The sequence below is a fragment of the Monashia sp. NPDC004114 genome (assembly GCF_053603855.1).
In genome coordinates this window covers 46,552-62,142 of the sequence record NZ_JBSGGK010000005.1, presented here as the reverse complement: position 1 = coordinate 62,142, position 15,591 = coordinate 46,552, and the positions used below count along the sequence as shown (strand labels likewise).

The following is a 15,591-nucleotide window of genomic DNA, read 5'->3' as shown; positions in this document are numbered from 1 at the left end:
TCGTGTGTCCGGTGGTGCTCGAGTGACCGGTGTGGTGTCCCTCCGGGAAACTGCGGAACTGCCCGGACGACACGCCGGGGCCTTGGTTGATCGGCCTACCGGCACGTCATACCGTCGGGGCACTGGTTCGTGACCAAACTGTAACCTTTATCCCTACGTTTAAGGTTTGAGGGATGAGCAGCTCGGGACGAACCATGGCACATCCCCGACAAAACGCCCAGACAAAGACCCATTTGCAGTACCGCACCACCAGTCAGGAAGGCCCACTCTCGTGGCAGCAGCACCGCAGAACTACTTGGCCGTCATCAAGGTCGTCGGCATCGGCGGCGGCGGCGTCAATGCCATCAATCGCATGATCGAGGTCGGGCTCAAGGGCGTCGAGTTCATCGCCATCAACACCGATGCGCAGGCGCTGCTCATGAGCGACGCCGACGTCAAGCTCGACGTGGGGCGCGAGCTCACGCGCGGCCTGGGCGCCGGCGCCGACCCGGAGGTCGGCCGCAAGGCGGCCGAGGACCACACGGAGGAGATCGAGGAGGTCCTCAAGGGGGCCGACATGGTCTTCGTCACCGCCGGTGAGGGCGGCGGCACCGGGACGGGTGGCGCCCCGGTCGTGGCCCGCATCGCCAAGAGCCTCGGCGCCCTGACCATCGGCGTCGTCACCCGACCGTTCACGTTCGAGGGCCGCCGGCGCGCCAACCAGGCCGAGGCGGGCATCGGACACCTTCGCGAGGACGTCGACACGCTCATCGTCATCCCCAACGACCGGCTGCTGTCGATCAGCGACCGCAACGTCTCGATGATGGACGCGTTCCGGTCCGCCGACCAGGTGCTCCTCTCCGGTGTCCAGGGCATCACCGACCTGATCACGACGCCGGGCCTGATCAACCTCGACTTCGCAGACGTCAAGTCCGTAATGCAGGGCGCCGGCTCGGCACTCATGGGCATCGGCTCCGCGCGCGGGGAGGACCGCGCTGTCCAGGCTGCCGAGCTGGCCATCAGCTCGCCGCTGCTCGAGGCCTCGATCGACGGCGCCCACGGTGTCCTGCTCTCGGTGCAGGGCGGCTCGGACCTCGGTCTCTTCGAGATCAACGAGGCGGCCCGGCTCGTGCAGGAGGCGGCGCACCCGGAGGCCAACATCATCTTCGGCGCGGTCATCGACGACGCACTGGGCGACGAGGTGCGGGTCACCGTGATCGCGGCCGGCTTCGACAGCGGCGGACCCACCAAGCGCGAGGACGACCGCGCACTCGGCCAGGTCATGGGCCGCAGCCAGCCCGCGGCGTCCAGCCGCCCGGCCGCTCCCTCCGCGCCCTACACCAACGGCACGCACGTCGACCATGGACCGCCGAGCACGCCGCTGGCTCCGGCTCCGCAGGCCACCGCGGCGGCCCCCGCGGCGCAACAGCTCCCGACGCAGCACCCCGGCCCCGTCCACCAGGCCCCGGCCCAGCCTGTGCCGGCCCCTGCGACCGCGAGCAACGGGCAGCCCGGTCATGCCCCGGCGAACCACGCCGGGTCGAACCACATGCAGGCGCCGCCCCGTCAGGTCACCTTCGAGGACGCCGACGACCTCGACGTCCCCGACTTCCTCAAGTAGCCACCCACGCCTCGGACCGGTGGGCCGTCTGGCCACAGTCGAGTGAGCACCTCCTCCCGGTATGACCCACGGGGCGAGGTGCTCACTCGTCCCGGCGGAGCCATCGCCCGGCCCGCCGGGTCATCCGTCTGTGCCTCGGGCGCGGTCCCGCCCAGAGTTGGGGACAACCCCACCCGTTAGGTTGGTCCCCGTGTTCTACTGGCGCGCTGCGGTCCCGACCGACGATCCCGACCGGCTCGTCGACGTCGGCTTCACGGGGAGGTCGGCGGGAAGGGGAAGCGGGCCGTATGCCGGGCTCAACCTCGGCGGCCACGTCGGCGACAGCCCGGCGGAGGTAGAGGACAACCGGAGCGCGCTGGCAACCGAGCTCGAGCTGCCTCGGGACCGCGTCGTCTTCATGAACCAGGTTCACGGCAGCACGGTCGTCGAGGTCGCCGGCCCGTGGGACGGCCCGGTTCCCGAAGCCGACGGGATCGTCTCTCGCGCAGCCGACCTGGCCCTGGGCGTGCTCGTCGCCGACTGCGTGCCCGTGCTCCTGCACGACGGCGAGGCCGGCGTCGTCGGCGCCGTGCACGCCGGCCGCCCAGGAATGCTCGCGGGGATCGTCGATGAAGCGGTCGGGGCCATGCGCGACCTCGGCGCCAGGTCGATCCGCGCGACGGTCGGGCCGTCCGTCTGTGGCCGATGCTACGAGGTCCCCGACGAGATGGCGCTGGCCGCGGCTGCGGTGTCACCCGCGAGCGCCGCGAGGTCGTGGACCGGCACCTCCGCGATCGACGTGGGAGCCGGCGTGGTCGAGCAGCTGGTGGCCAACGGCGTTGCGGTGCAATGGATCCCGGGATGCACGCGCGAGTCCGGAGACCTGTACTCCTACCGCCGCGACCAGCGGACCGGGCGGTTCGCGGGGCTCGTGGCGATGCGCACGGGTCTCCTCGATCGCGGTCCGGCATGACCGCCGAGCAGCAGCGGCTCGAAGAGCTCGCCCACAGCCTCGACGACGTGCACGGGCGCATCGCCCGCGGCTGCGCCGATGCCGGCCGTGACCCGGCGGGCGTGACGCTCGTGGTCGTCACCAAGTACTTCCCGGCATCGGACGTGCTGCTGCTCCACCGGCTCGGCGTGCGTCATTTCGGTGAGAACCGCGACCAGGAGGCGGGCGAGAAGTTCCGGCAGGTGCGGCGCCTGGTCGCCGAGTCCGGGGGCGAGGACCCGACGTTCCACTTCATCGGGCAGCTCCAGAGCAACAAGGCGCGGCACGTCGCCGGGTATGCCGACGTCGTCCAGTCGGTCGACCGGCTCAAGGTCGTCGATGCCCTCGGCAAGGGGGCCCGCCTGGCGGACCGGCAGCTCTCCGTCCTGCTCCAGGTCAGTCTCGACGGCGACACCAGCCGCGGTGGCGCACTGCCAGAGAACCTCATCGAGCTCGCGGACTCCGTTGCAGCACAAGGCCTGCTCCGCCTCGCCGGGGTCATGGCAGTGGCCCCGTTGGGTGCCGACCCCGACGACGCCTTCGCCCGCCTCCGGGAGGTGGCGGACGGCATACGTGCACGTCATCCCGGGGCTGACTGGGTCTCCGCGGGCATGAGTGGCGACCTCGAGGCGGCCCTTCGGAACGGGGCGACACACCTGCGTGTCGGTACCGCAATCCTCGGATCACGCCCGTCACTTCTGTAACGTCGGGAGGGAACCACAATCCGACGGTTTGGGAGTTGGCCATGGCAGGGGCACTACGCAAGACGATGGTGTACCTCGGACTCAGCGAGGAGGACCAGCGTCATGAACGCTATGACGACTACGACACCTACGACGACTCCGATCGCTACGACGACGAGCCCGAGCACACCGCCGCCGTCACCCCGCTGCCGACGAAGCGCCCCGTGGCGGCAGTCGTGCGCGACGTAGAGGTCGGGCGACTCAACCGGATCACGACGATCCACCCACGCACCTACAACGAGGCCAAGAACATCGGGGAGTGGTTCCGCGACAGCGTCCCGGTGATCATGAACCTCAGCGACATGGACGACGCCGACGCCAAGCGCCTCGTCGACTTCGCCGCCGGTCTCGTCTTCGGGCTGCACGGCACGATCGAGCGAGTCACGTCCAAGGTGTTCCTCCTGTCGCCCTCGCACGTCGAGATCTCCGCCGACGAGCCAGAGCCGCCCGCCGCCTCGACCCGCGGCTTCTTCAACCAGAGCTGAACGAGGCCGCTCCTGTCCCTTCTGTCCCGTCCGCTCGGACCACCGTCGAGCCCCGCTCCACCGCTGGAGCGGGGCTCGACGGCGTCACCTCCTGCTATCGACTCCGTCTCGATTCGGCACCCCGGCTCACACGAATCCAGCGACATCAGCGACACTGGCGGACATGGATGCGTTCTGGACGATCTACGGGGTGGTGGTCTTTGCCTTCTTCATCGCCCTCATCGGTCGGTTCGTCATCGACTGGGTGCAGGTCCTGGCTCGGTCCTGGCGCCCGACCGGGCTCGTCCTCGTCATCGCCGAGGCGGTCTACACCGTCACGGATCCGCCCCTGCGCGCACTGCGCAAGGTGATCCCGTCGCCGAACCTCGGGGGTGTCCGGCTCGACCTCAGCTTTCTCGTCCTGATGCTGCTCACTTCGCTGGCCCTCAACGTGCCGAGCTTCTTCTGAAGACCGGGGTGGTCGGCAGCCAGACGGGGGTCGGCGTTGCTGTCCTGACACACAGCTTCGACGATGGCTTTGGTTCGTGACCGGAACGTTAGATACCGTTGGCCCGAACCATTACGTCTGTATCGAGGTGACACATGGCGCTTACGCCAGAGCAGGTGCTCAACAAGCACTTCCAGACCACGCAGTTCCGTCGTGGCTACGAGGAGCGGGACGTTGACGACTTCCTGGACGAGATCGTGGCGGAGATGCGTTCGCTCATCGAGCAGCGTGACGACTACCTGAAGCAGCTCAACGACTGCCGCGCCAGCAAGAACCAGTCGGCCGTCCGCGGCGCCGACGGGCCGACCGCTGCGATGCCGGCGGTCGGACGCCCCGGCGACGACGCCAAGCTCGGCGGCCTCACGGCGAAGATCCAGGATGCCGAGCGCGCCTTCAAGGCCGCGACGGACCGCGCGGCCAAGGCCAAGGCGGACGCGGACAACGCAGAGCGCCTTGCCAGGGAGCGGATCGACCGCGCCAAGGCCGAGGCCGAGCGCGCCGAGGCCGCGGCCAAGGCGGCCGTCGACTCGCAGGCTCTCAACGACGCCCAGGCCAAGCTCAACGGTCTCAACACCCAGGTCGCCGACGCCGAGGCCCAGCTCGCGAAGGCGCTCGAGAACGCCCGGTCGGCCGATGAGCGTGCCGCTCGCGCGCAGGCCGACGCCGATGCCGCCAGCGCCAGCGCCGCCCGCCTGCGCGACGAGGCTGCCAAGGCTCCGGCTGCGGCCGCCGCAGCTGCCGCCACCCCGGCAGCGGTCAACGCCGACGCCGCGGGCGTCATCGCGCTGGCCCAGCGGCTGCACGACGAGCACGTCGCTGCCGGTGAGACGCGCCGCAACGAGCTCATCTCCGAAGCGGAGAACCGGCACCGTGAGCTGCTCGCGACCGCTCAGGCGCGACACGACGAGCTGCTCAGCACCGCCCAGTCCCGCCACGACCAGCTGACGCGTGAGGCCGAGCAGATCTCCTCGACCGCCGTCGCGCAGCGCGACCAGATGCTCTCCGAGGCCACGACCCAGCGCGACCAGATGCTCTCCGAGGCGACAGCGCGCCGGGACGAGATGCTGACCGAGGCTCGCGAGCGCTCGACCGGCATGGTCGCCGAGGCACAGCAGAAGAAGGCGGCTCTGCTCGAGGAGCTCGACAAGCAGAAGGGCCTGCTCGACCGCCGGATCGCCGAGCTGCGGGGCTTTGAGAAGAACTACCGCTCGAACCTCAAGTCCTACATCGAGGGCCAGCTGCACGACCTGGACACGAACGTCCAGGAGCCGGCCGCCGCGAACGCCGGCAACGGCGGGCAGGGCTGAGCCACCACCTCATACAGACGCGCGCAGGCCGTCCGGGAACGTTCTCGGACGGCCTGCGTTGTATGTCAGAGGCGAACAGTTGGCCCCAGCATGCGTTTCGCGTTTGTGCGTGGCACGTGCGGGGCTTATTGTCAGCCCCACTTGTCAACGTCGGCGGCATGAGCGACGGAGGGGTCTGATGGCGGCGAAGAAGACGGCGGCGGTGAAGACCGCTGCGAAGAGCACGAGCAGGACACCGACCAAGGGCACGCGAAGCACGACGAGCAAGCCCGCGAGCACGGCGACCGGCAAAGCCACGACCAAGGCGACCACCAAGGCCGCCAGCAAGACCACGAGCAAGACCACGAGCAAGACCACCAGCAAGGCCGCGACCACGGCGAAGACCGCCAGACCCTCGTCCACCACCTCCCCGGCAAGACCGGCCAAGAGCGCGTCCGCCAAGAGCACGTCGGCCAAGCGTGCTCAGACCTCCGCTGCGAGCGCCACGGCGTCCCCCAAGGCGGCGGTGCGCAAGACGGCAGCCCCTGCGGCAAAAGTGGCCACGAGAGCGAAGGCGGCCACGAAGACCGTCGTCAAGGCGGCGACCAAGGTGGCTGGTGTCGCAGCCAAGGCCGCCGCGAAGTCCACGCCGAGGTCCGCCACGACGGCGAAGTCGACCTCCACGGCCGCCGCCAAGCCTGCGACCAAGGCGGTCGATGCGACCCGGGCGGCCAGCAAGGCGGCAGCCAAGAAGTCACCCGCGGCCAAGGCGGGCACGAAGACCGCCACCAAGGCGGCCAGCAAGGCGGCGCCCACGCCCGCGACGAAGACCGCGACGAAGACGGCGGCGAAGACCGCCACGAAGAGCGCCACGAAGTCCACGACGAAGACGGCGGCGAAGACGGCCACCAAGGCAGCACCGAGGACGGCCGCGAGCAGGGCCGGCGTCAAGGGCGCCGACCAGACGACGGCCACGGCCACGCGGTCGGCCACGAAGGCGGCGGCCACGAAGAAGGCCGCAACCGCCGCCCAGACCCGTGCGGCCGCCAACGGGACCGCCACCAAGACGGCCGCCAGAACGGCCTCCAAGACGGCTGGCACGACAGCCACGAAGGCGACGGCACGCAAGTCCGCCGCCGGCACGACATCCACAGCCAAGGCGACAGCGGCCCGCCCGGTCGCGAAGGCCACGGCGAACCGAACCAAGAAGGCAGCAGTGACGACGAGTTCCACCGCAGGGTCCCGCACGGCGGCCACGGCCGCACCGAGTGCGGCCACCGCGAAGAAGACGGCATCACGCGGCGCAGCCAAGAGCGCCGGCAGCGCGGCCGCCACGACGCAGACCAGCGCGCGACGCATCGCCGAGCAGCTGCGCGTCAAGGACGACGAGAGCCCATGGAGCGAGGCCGAGATCAGGGAGGTCCGCGAGGTCCTCCTGGAGGAGATCGAGCAGCACCGGCAGGAGCTTCAGGTGGCCGAGGAGGAGCTGGACGACCTGCTGCGCGCCTCCGGTGACGGCTCGGGCGACGACCAGGCCGACGCGGGTGCCATGACGGCCGAGCGCCAGCACGAGATCTCGGTCGCTGCCAACGCTCGCGGCAGCCTCCGCCAGGCGGAGCACGCGCTCGAGCAGCTCGAGGCCGGCACCTACGGGATCTGCGAGAACTGCGGCAACCCGATCGGCAAACTTCGACTCCAAGCCCGTCCTCGTGCGACCCTGTGCATGACATGCCAGGAGAAGCAAGACCGCCACTGACCCAGAGCCACGCCGCGTCGACGCCCCCTGTGGGCGTCGACGGCGTGTCCGCCCCAGATACCGTGACCATTACCCCCACTGAGACATCCCGCCCGACCGCGGCGCGGCGTAAGCGTCTGTTCGCGCTGCTCGCCATCGTCGCCATCCTCGCCTACGCGACCGACCAGGTGAGCAAGGCGATCGCCCTCGACGTGCTCGCCGACGGCGAGTCGCGACCCTTGCTCGGCAGCTTCCTCAGCTTCCGTCTGATCGGCAACCCGGGCGCGGCGCTGTCGTTGGGAGCGAACAACACGTGGATCATGACCGGGATCGCCCTCGCGGTCCTCGTCGCGATCATCCTCGTGGCGCGCAACCTCGGCTCGTGGGCGTGGGCGCTGGCCCTGGGCCTGCTGCTCGGCAGCGCGGTGGGCAACCTCACCGACCGCTTCGTCCGGCCACCGGGCGGTGGTCAGGGCCACGTCGTCGACTTCATCAACTACAACCAGTGGTTCATCGGCAACGTCGCCGACATCTGGATCGTCAGTGCCGCGATCCTCATCGTCATCCTCGCCATGGTCGGGATCGGCGTCGACGGGCGTCGCGAGCATCGCTCGCACACCGAGGTCGACCGGCTGGAGCCGCCCGAGGCTGCACCAGCGAGAGTGCCAAGGGACGCGACCGCCGAGGTTGTTGACGAGGCGACCGTGATCGCGCCCGACGGCGCGACCGTGACCGCGCCCGACGGCGCGACCGTGACCGCGCCCGACGGCGCGACCGTGACCGCGCCCGACGGCGCGACCGCGCCCGACGGCGCAAAGGACGGCGCACCGAGGGCGGCGACGAGCCAGGTGACGCCGGACGCGGGCGCCGCGGCGCCGGGGGAGCGTGACGATGCCTGACGTGCGCACGGTCCTCGTGCCGGACGGTCTCGAGGGCGAGCGCGTCGACGCGGGCGTGGCGCGCCTGTTCGGGCTCTCCCGCACCAAGGCGGCCGACCTCGCCGCCGACGGGCACGTCGTGCTCGACGGCAAGGCCGTCGCCAAGTCCGAGCGCCTTTCGGCGGGCTCCATGCTCGAGGTGTCGCTGCCGAGGCCCGAGGAGAGCCCGTCCCTGCAGGTCGTGGCGGAACCGGTCCCCGGCATGCGCATCGTCCACGACGACGACGACATCGTGGTAGTCGACAAGCCCGTGGGGGTCGCGGCCCACCCGAGCGTGGGGTGGAACGGCCCGGACGTCGTCGGGGGGCTGGCCGCCGCCGGCTACCGCATATCGACGTCGGGGGCACCGGAGCGACAGGGCATCGTCAGCCGGCTCGACGTGGGCACCTCAGGGCTCATGGTGGTGGCCAAGAGCGAGTATGCCTACTCCCGGCTCAAGCAGGCGTTCCGCAGCCGCAGCGTCGACAAGACGTACCACGCGCTCGTCCAGGGGCTCCCGGACCCCGTCGTCGGCACGATCGATGCCCCGATCGGGCGGCATCCTGGACACGAGTACAAGTTCGCCGTCATGAGAAGTGGCAAGCCTTCGGTGACCCACTACGAGGTCATCGAGGCGTTCCGTCACGCGAGCCTGCTCGACATCCATCTCGAGACCGGCAGGACGCACCAGATCAGGGTGCATTTCGCGGCGCTGCACCACCCGTGCTGTGGTGACCCGCTCTACGGGGCGGACCCGAAGCTCGCCGCGCGGCTGGGCCTCGAGCGACAGTGGCTGCACGCCGTCGGGCTCGGCTTCGAGCACCCGGGCACGGGGGAGTACGTCCACTTCGAGAGCGAGTATCCCGCCGACCTGCAGCGGGCCCTCGACATCGTCGCCACGTTCTAGACCTTCACCTTCAACCTGACGGTCACCCCCAGCAGCAGACCGCAACACACCGAGCACTCGCAAACATTGACGGAAATAACCGGCGAAGTTCGCGGCTGCTCGGTGTGTTGCAGCAGGGGCCTACTCTGGCGTGAACCCGACGGGTGCCGGGCGTTTCTGCTCGTCGGTGCCGCTCTGGAACGTCGGGGCACCACCCTGCGCAGACGCGCTCGGGGCGCCGGTCGGCATACCGTCGTCAGCGGCAGCCATCGGGCCGCCAGCCTCGGGCCTCCGGGCTCGTCCGACGACGAAGCCGACGCCCAGCGCGGCGACGGCGGCCACCAGCGTCAGCCACCACGGGTAGCCGCTGGAGACCCGGGAGGCCGCAGGGGGCGTGGCGGGTGCCGACTGGGCCGCACGCGCGGCGGTCGCGGCGGAGCGTGGCGTTGCGGACGACGCCGGGGCGTCGCCGATCACGCCGAGCGAGGTGAGGGTGTCCACGAGCAGGGTGGCGTCGGCCGGCCGGTGCCAGATGGCCGGCTTGTCGAACAGGCTCGTGCTGTCGTAGGAGAGCGTCGTGCTGACCCACACGTCCTTGCCGTCCAGGTAGATGGCGTCGATCCGCCACGGCGATACGTCGTGGATCATCCACGTGAGGCGCAGCCGGCTGCTCATGAAGCTGTCCTCGGGGCGGGACTCGCCGACCGGTGTGTTCATCACGTCGAGCGCCCGTGAGAGGCTCTCGTAGGCCGGGCTTCCGGTCAGGGCCCCGCTCGCGCGCGACTGGTCGTAGTTGACGATGAGGACCGAGGTGGGCCCGCCCGCTGCAGCGGGCGATGCTCCGACGAGGACCGCGCCAACGAGCGCGGCAACGGTCGCAGCCCCGGCTGCGACCAGCCGGCGTGCCAGGTGCACGCGCCTGCGGGGTGCTTCCCGTGTCGAGGAACGGATCTGCCACCGTGCGGGCGGTCGTGGGGTCATGAGCTGCCTCCTGTCGTATGCCGGTGGGACGGCCGGAGCCCTCCGATCCCCTGGGTATGCCGGTCGGGCGCCGATGCGGTGGCCGCCCGGGACCAGGGGTGAGTTGCCCTCGACCGATCCCGTCAGTGAGACAACACCGCCGCCACGTCGGTGGTTCGGCTCGCGGTCAGCGGGCAGACTGGGCGATCTCGACCGCCTCGGCGAGGGTCCTCGGGCCTTCGAGGCGGTACGTCACCTCGGCCGACTCGCCAGGCACCACCCAGACCAGGGTCGGGCCGGCGAGCCGGGGCTGGTCGCGGTGGGTGGTCCCGGTGCGGTCGACCCACTCGATGAGGTGGGGCGACCCGAACCACACCGCCTCGTTGCCGTTCACCAGGGTCGGGGTCATCGCATTCCACACGGTCTTGAGGTAGCCCCACGAGAGCGACCCGGCGAAGACGTCGAGCCGGGTGGTCCGTCCGTCGCGGACCCAGGTCAGCTCCGCGAGCCGCCCCCCGCGGGCGACTGCGACCTGGGACGGAGGGCCGAGGGACGCGGGCACCGCGATGTGGGACCCGACCGCCCGCTCGGCCTCGGCAAGCGTCGCCGCGGTGGCCCCGGGCTCGGGCGCGACGGTGGCTGCGGGGGCTGTGGTCGGCAGTCCGCGCGGCGCCGGTTCCTCGCGGACGACGACCCCGCCGATCCGCAGCAGCTCGAGAACGGCTGCCCGGACGGGTGGGATGAGGGCGAGCAGGAGCACCGTCGCGGCGGCGATGGCCCAGCCGAGACGCCGCCCGTGGAGCCAGCGCCGGCCTGAAGAGCCTGTCGGGCTGGACCCGTCGAGGACCGCACCGCCGGTGGGGTCGGATGCCGGGTCGGGACCCACGTCGATCCGTGCGAGGACGGCCGACACGAGGTCGTCGGGCGGCGGCGCGGTGACGATCGACCGGCCGAGCTCGACCAGCTCACGCTCGAGGACGTCGAAGCCGGGCTCAGGCATCGGCCATCACCTCCCGCAGCGACCCGAGCGCCCGGTGCAGCCTGGACTTCACGGTGCCGGCCGGGATCCCCAGGGTCTGCGCTGTCTCCGCCTCCGAGAGCTCCAGCAGGTAACGGCACGTGACGACCTCGCGCAGGTCGTCGGGCAGAGCGCTGACAGCCTCGAGGAGGGCGGCGCGGCGGGTCGTCGTCACGGCCTCGTCGGCGGGATCCGCGACGTGCTGGACCACGGCCTCCTCGCCCGCCACCCGCAGCTCCCGCAGCGCGCGCCGGCTGCGGCCGCGCTGCAGGTTCCGGGTCTCGTTCACGACGATCCGCAGGAGCCACGGCCGGAAGCCGGCGCCGTCACGGTAGCGCGGCAGAGCCCGGTACGCCTTCACGAACGCCTCCTGCACCACGTCGTCGGCCTCGTTGCCGGCACCCGAGAGCACAGCGAGCCGCTTGGCCATCGGGGCGTGCAGCATCACCAGGACCGCGTATGCCGCCGGGTCGCCCCGGCGAGCGCGAGCCAGTGCCGCCGCCTCCTGCGCCGTGTCGATCGGTGCCTCCGCCCTGTCTGTGCAGTCCTCACCCTGCAGCCTCGCCCGTGGTGCTGTGCGCCCGCAGCCTCGCCATGACCGGGCTCACCTGCGATGGTGCCGTCCTGTCGACCTGTCTACACCGCCGCGCGCCGATCGGTTCGCGATCGTGGGCGCCGGCACCGCGGTCGAGGTGGAAGGTCGCCGAACAGCCCGACTCTCGACCTCGACTCCGATACCTCGAACGAGCAGCCGGTGGCACCCCGCGCGACACCCCGCGCGACACCCCGCGCGACACCCCGCGCGACACCCCGCGCGACACCCCGCGCGACACGCCGAGGGGCGTCGGTGGGCAGGCTTAGACTCGTCCACGATGTCGACCGATTCCGCCCTTTCGCAGACCCGCTCCAACCCTGCGAGCGACCAGAGCTTCGTGCACCTGCACGTGCACACCGAGTACTCCATGCTCGACGGGGCGGCCCGGATCGGCGACCTCTTCGGCGAGGCCGCGCGGATGGGGATGCCGGCGCTGGCCACGACGGACCACGGGTACGTCTTCGGCGCCTACGAGTTCTGGAAGAAGGCGCAGGGGACCGGCGTCAAACCCATCATCGGGGTCGAGGCATACATCACGCCGGGCACCCACCGGACCGACCGCACCAAGGTCAGCTGGGGCGACGGCGGGCGCGACGACGTCTCCGGCGGCGGCGCGTACACCCACATGACGATGCTCGCCGCCGACAACGACGGCATGCACAACCTCTTCCGCATGAGCTCGATCGCCTCGCTCGACCAGGTGTACACCAAGTGGCCCCGCATCGACCGTGACCTGCTGTCGACCTACGGCAAGGGCCTCATCGTCACGACCGGGTGCCCCTCGAGCGAGATCCAGACCAAGCTGCGCTTCGGGATGTACGACGAGGCGCGGGCCGTCGCCGGCGAGCTGCGCGACATCTTCGGCGCCGAGAACGTCTACTGCGAGCTGATGGACCACGGGCTCGACATCGAGCGGCGGGTCCAGAAGGACCTCATCCGCCTGGCGCGCGACCTCGGCCTGCCGCTGCTGGCCACGAACGACCTGCACTACACCCGCGCCGAGGACGCCAAGGCGCACGCCGCGCTGCTCTGCGTCCAGTCCGGGTCGACGTTGATGGACCCGAACCGCTTCAAGTTCGACGCGGACGACTTCTACCTCAAGTCCCCCCAAGAGATGCGCCACGTCTGGCGTGAGCTGCCCGAGGCGTGCGACAACACGCTCCTGATCGCCGAGCGCTGCGAGGTGTCGTTCACCGAGGGCGAGGGGCGCTACATGCCGCGCTTCCCGTGCCCTGAGGGCGAGGACGAGACGTCGTGGTTCATCAAGGAGGTCGAGACCGGGCTGCAGCGCCGGTTCCCCGAGGGGGTGCCTGACTACGCCCGCAAGCAGGCCGCCTTCGAGGAGGACGTCATCGTCTCCAAGGGCTACGCCGGGTACTTCCTGGTCGTCGCCGACTTCATCAACTGGGCCAAGCGCAGCGGCATCCGCGTCGGCCCGGGCCGTGGTTCCGGCGCCGGGTCGATGTGCGCGTACGCCATGGGGATCACCGACCTGGACCCCGTCCCGCACGGCCTGATCTTCGAGCGCTTCCTCAACCCCGAGCGCATGTCGATGCCCGACTTCGACGTCGACTTCGACGAGCGCCGACGCGGCGAGGTGATCCGCTACGTCACGGAGAAGTACGGCGAGGAGCGGGTGGCGCAGATCGTCACCTACGGCACGATCAAGGCCAAGCAGGCCCTCAAGGACGCCAGCCGGGTGCTCGGCCACCCGTTCGCCATGGGCGAGAAGCTCACCAAGGCGATGCCGCCCGACATCATGGGCAAGGGCATGCCGCTGGCCGACGTGTTCAACCCGGAGTCCAAGCGCTACAACGAGGCCGGCGACTTCCGGGCCGTGCACGACGAGGACCCGCAGTCCCAGGAGGTCGTCGCGACGGCGCTCGGTCTCGAGGGCCTCAAGCGCCAGTGGGGTGTGCACGCCGCCGGCGTCATCATGAGCAGCGAGCCGCTCGTCGACGTCATCCCGGTCATGCGGCGGCTGCAGGACGGCCAGATCATCACCCAGTTCGACTACCCGAGCTGCGAGTCGCTCGGGCTGGTCAAGATGGACTTCCTCGGCCTGCGCAACCTGACCATCCTCGACGACGCCATCGAGAACATCCGGCTCAACCGCGACGAGGAGATCGACCTCGACGAGCTGTCCAAGACGCTCGACGACCAGGCCACCTATGAGCTGCTGAGCCGTGGCGACACGCTCGGTGTCTTCCAGCTCGACGGCGGCGGCATGCGCTCGCTGCTGCGCCTCATGCAGCCGGACAACTTCGAGGACATCTCCGCGGCCCTGGCGCTCTACCGCCCCGGCCCGATGGGCGTCAACGCCCACACGAACTTCGCGTTGCGCAAGAACGGCAAGCAGGAGCTGATCCCGCTCGACCCACAGCTGAAGGGCAAGCTCCAGGCCGAGATGACCGAGGCGCTCGGCCCGATCCTCGGGATGACCTACGGCCTGGTGATCTACCAGGAGCAGGTCATGGAGATCGCCCAGAAGCTGGCGGGATACACCCTCGGCAACGCCGACCTGCTCCGGCGGGCCATGGGCAAGAAGAAGAAGGAGGTCCTCGACGCCGAGTACGTTCCCTTCTCCGAGGGAATGAAGGCCAACGGCTTCAACGAGGCCTCGATCGCCGCGCTCTGGGGTGTCCTCGTCCCGTTCTCGGACTACGCCTTCAACAAGGCGCACACGGCGGCATACGGACTCGTCTCCTACTGGACCGGCTATCTCAAGGCCAACTACCCCGCCGAGTACATGGCGGCCCTGCTCACCAGCGTCCGCGACGACAAGGACAAGTCCGCGCTCTACCTCAACGAGTGCCGGCACATGGGCATCAAGGTGCTGCCGCCGGATGTCAACGAGTCGATCGCGAACTTCGCCGCCGTCGGCACCGACATCCGGTTCGGCATGGCCGCGATCCGCAACGTCGGCCTGCCGGTCGTCGAGGCGATCATCGCCGCGCGCGAGGAGAAGGGCGCCTTCGCGTCCTTCAAGGACTTCCTGTCCAAGGTGCCGGCCGTCGTGTGCAACAAACGCACCATCGAGTCGCTCATCAAGGCGGGCGCGTTCGACAGCCTCGGCGAGAGCCGGCGCGGCATGGTCGAGGTGCACGAGCAGTACATCGACGCTCTCGTCGAGGTGAAGAAGCAGGAGGCGATCGGTCAGGACAGCCTGTTCGGCTCGTTCGGCGGGTTCGGTGCCGACGACGACGCCCCGGGCGGCGCCGGGACGTTCGACGGCCTCCCGCCCGTGCCGGCGCTCGAGTGGGACAAGTCGACGCTGCTGTCCTTCGAACGCGAGATGCTCGGCCTGTACGTGTCGGACCACCCGCTGTTCGGCATCGAGCACATCCTGCAGGCGCACGCCGACACCCCGATCGCCTCGCTCATGGGCGATGACCCGAAGCCTGATGGCACTCCGGTCACGGTGGCCGGGCTCATCACGAGCCTTCAGCTCAAGCGCACGAAGAAGGGCGACCTCTGGGCCATCGCCACCGTCGAGGACCTCGACGGCGCGATCGAGTGCCTGTTCTTCCCGTCGTCGTACATGACCTACTCCACGATGCTCGCCCAGGACACCGTGTGCGCCGTCAAGGGCCGGGTCAGCGCGCGTGACGACTCCATCTCGATCTTCGCCCAGGAGCTGACGATCCCCGACATCAAGGAAGGCCCGCGTGGGCCCGTCGTGCTGACCCTGCCGCTCGGGCAGGTCAACCAGGCACGCGCCGAGCGGCTCAAGGAGATCCTGCGCGAGCATCCGGGAGCCACCGAGGTGCAGGTCAAGCTGACCCAGCCCGGCCGGTCCGTCCTCATGACCCTCGACGACTCGCTTCGAGTCAACGCCACCTCGGCCCTGTTCGGTGACCTCAAGGCCCTGCTCGGGCCTGCCTGCCTCACCTGAGCCGATGCCATGTC

General features: G+C 70.1%; 15 protein-coding genes. 10 read left to right on the top strand and 5 right to left on the bottom strand.

Features of this window, described 5'->3' with window-relative positions:
- Positions 1-271: 271 nt before the first annotated feature.
- The 6 genes from ftsZ (at position 272) to ACWEOW_RS08585 (ending at position 5,592) form a co-directional block, all read left to right on the top strand.
- Positions 272-1,600, top strand: a complete 1,329-nt coding sequence (ftsZ, locus tag ACWEOW_RS08610) for a cell division protein FtsZ (protein WP_452268769.1) — start codon at positions 272-274, stop codon at positions 1,598-1,600.
- A gap of 190 nt (positions 1,601-1,790) precedes the next feature.
- On the top strand, positions 1,791-2,552 hold the full coding sequence (gene pgeF, locus ACWEOW_RS08605; protein ID WP_452268768.1) for a peptidoglycan editing factor PgeF: 762 nt from the start codon (positions 1,791-1,793) through the stop codon (positions 2,550-2,552).
- Entirely contained in the window at positions 2,549-3,274 is a 726-nt protein-coding gene (locus ACWEOW_RS08600; protein ID WP_452268767.1) for a YggS family pyridoxal phosphate-dependent enzyme, read from the top strand. The genes pgeF and ACWEOW_RS08600 overlap by 4 nt, the downstream gene beginning before the upstream one ends.
- Before the next feature lie 41 nt (positions 3,275-3,315).
- Entirely contained in the window at positions 3,316-3,798 is a 483-nt protein-coding gene (locus tag ACWEOW_RS08595) for a cell division protein SepF (protein WP_452268766.1), read from the top strand.
- Positions 3,799-3,961: 163 nt separating this feature from the next.
- Positions 3,962-4,246 carry a YggT family protein gene (locus tag ACWEOW_RS08590; RefSeq protein ID WP_452268765.1) on the top strand — a complete coding sequence of 95 codons (285 nt, stop codon included), beginning with the start codon at positions 3,962-3,964 and terminating at the stop codon, positions 4,244-4,246.
- 134 nt (positions 4,247-4,380) lie between these two features.
- Positions 4,381-5,592, top strand: coding sequence for a DivIVA domain-containing protein (locus ACWEOW_RS08585; RefSeq protein WP_452268764.1), 1,212 nt, complete (start codon positions 4,381-4,383; stop codon positions 5,590-5,592).
- Between the two features lie 144 nt (positions 5,593-5,736).
- Here ACWEOW_RS08585 and ACWEOW_RS08580 read toward each other — a convergent pair whose 3' ends face one another.
- Both ACWEOW_RS08580 and ACWEOW_RS08575 read right to left on the bottom strand, forming a co-directional pair.
- The gene (locus tag ACWEOW_RS08580) at positions 5,737-6,048 is read right to left on the bottom strand and encodes a hypothetical protein (protein ID WP_452268763.1); all 312 of its coding nucleotides are present in this window, start codon (positions 6,046-6,048) and stop codon (positions 5,737-5,739) included.
- Between the two features lie 6 nt (positions 6,049-6,054).
- Entirely contained in the window at positions 6,055-6,804 is a 750-nt protein-coding gene (locus tag ACWEOW_RS08575; RefSeq protein WP_452268762.1) for a hypothetical protein, read from the bottom strand.
- Here ACWEOW_RS08575 and ACWEOW_RS08570 point away from each other — a divergent pair.
- The 3 genes from ACWEOW_RS08570 (at position 6,788) to ACWEOW_RS08560 (ending at position 9,130) form a co-directional block, all read left to right on the top strand.
- Entirely contained in the window at positions 6,788-7,327 is a 540-nt protein-coding gene (locus ACWEOW_RS08570; RefSeq protein WP_452268761.1) for a TraR/DksA family transcriptional regulator, read from the top strand. The two genes, ACWEOW_RS08575 and ACWEOW_RS08570, sit on opposite strands and share 17 nt — an antisense overlap.
- 62 nt (positions 7,328-7,389) lie before the next feature.
- Positions 7,390-8,205: a signal peptidase II gene (locus tag ACWEOW_RS08565; protein WP_452268760.1), complete on the top strand. Its 816-nt coding sequence runs from the start codon at positions 7,390-7,392 to the stop codon at positions 8,203-8,205.
- On the top strand, positions 8,198-9,130 hold the full coding sequence (locus tag ACWEOW_RS08560) for an RluA family pseudouridine synthase (RefSeq protein ID WP_452268759.1): 933 nt from the start codon (positions 8,198-8,200) through the stop codon (positions 9,128-9,130). The genes ACWEOW_RS08565 and ACWEOW_RS08560 overlap by 8 nt, the downstream gene beginning before the upstream one ends.
- 120 nt (positions 9,131-9,250) lie before the next feature.
- Here the strand turns inward: ACWEOW_RS08560 and ACWEOW_RS08555 are convergent, their stop codons facing one another.
- The 3 genes from ACWEOW_RS08555 to ACWEOW_RS08545 all read right to left on the bottom strand — a co-directional run bounded on the left by ACWEOW_RS08555 (position 9,251) and on the right by ACWEOW_RS08545 (position 11,532).
- Positions 9,251-10,090 carry a hypothetical protein gene (locus ACWEOW_RS08555; RefSeq protein ID WP_452268758.1) on the bottom strand — a complete coding sequence of 280 codons (840 nt, stop codon included), beginning with the start codon at positions 10,088-10,090 and terminating at the stop codon, positions 9,251-9,253.
- A 166-nt stretch (positions 10,091-10,256) separates the two neighbouring features.
- Positions 10,257-11,069 carry a hypothetical protein gene (locus ACWEOW_RS08550; protein WP_452268757.1) on the bottom strand — a complete coding sequence of 271 codons (813 nt, stop codon included), beginning with the start codon at positions 11,067-11,069 and terminating at the stop codon, positions 10,257-10,259.
- The gene (locus tag ACWEOW_RS08545) at positions 11,062-11,532 is read right to left on the bottom strand and encodes an RNA polymerase sigma factor (protein ID WP_452268938.1); all 471 of its coding nucleotides are present in this window, start codon (positions 11,530-11,532) and stop codon (positions 11,062-11,064) included. The genes ACWEOW_RS08550 and ACWEOW_RS08545 overlap by 8 nt, the downstream gene beginning before the upstream one ends.
- 427 nt (positions 11,533-11,959) lie before the next feature.
- On the opposite strand from ACWEOW_RS08545, the gene dnaE reads away from it, so the two are divergent.
- The gene (gene dnaE / locus ACWEOW_RS08540; protein WP_452268756.1) at positions 11,960-15,577 is read left to right on the top strand and encodes a DNA polymerase III subunit alpha; all 3,618 of its coding nucleotides are present in this window, start codon (positions 11,960-11,962) and stop codon (positions 15,575-15,577) included.
- Positions 15,578-15,591: the final 14 nt, after the last annotated feature.

Excerpts from the sequence above, each read along its gene's own strand:
- ACWEOW_RS08600 (WP_452268767.1), top strand. The coding sequence starts at position 2,549 with ATGACCGCCGAGCAGCAGCGGCTCGAAGAGCTCGCCCACAGCCTCGAC.
- ACWEOW_RS08595 (WP_452268766.1), top strand. The coding sequence starts at position 3,316 with ATGGCAGGGGCACTACGCAAGACGATGGTGTACCTCGGACTCAGCGAG.
- ACWEOW_RS08590 (WP_452268765.1), top strand. The coding sequence starts at position 3,962 with ATGGATGCGTTCTGGACGATCTACGGGGTGGTGGTCTTTGCCTTCTTC.
- ACWEOW_RS08585 (WP_452268764.1), top strand. The coding sequence starts at position 4,381 with ATGGCGCTTACGCCAGAGCAGGTGCTCAACAAGCACTTCCAGACCACG.
- ACWEOW_RS08560 (WP_452268759.1), top strand. The coding sequence starts at position 8,198 with ATGCCTGACGTGCGCACGGTCCTCGTGCCGGACGGTCTCGAGGGCGAG.
- ACWEOW_RS08555 (WP_452268758.1), bottom strand. The coding sequence starts at position 10,090 with ATGACCCCACGACCGCCCGCACGGTGGCAGATCCGTTCCTCGACACGG.
- ACWEOW_RS08550 (WP_452268757.1), bottom strand. The coding sequence starts at position 11,069 with ATGCCTGAGCCCGGCTTCGACGTCCTCGAGCGTGAGCTGGTCGAGCTC.
- ACWEOW_RS08545 (WP_452268938.1), bottom strand. The coding sequence starts at position 11,532 with ATGCTGCACGCCCCGATGGCCAAGCGGCTCGCTGTGCTCTCGGGTGCC.
- dnaE (WP_452268756.1), top strand. The coding sequence starts at position 11,960 with ATGTCGACCGATTCCGCCCTTTCGCAGACCCGCTCCAACCCTGCGAGC.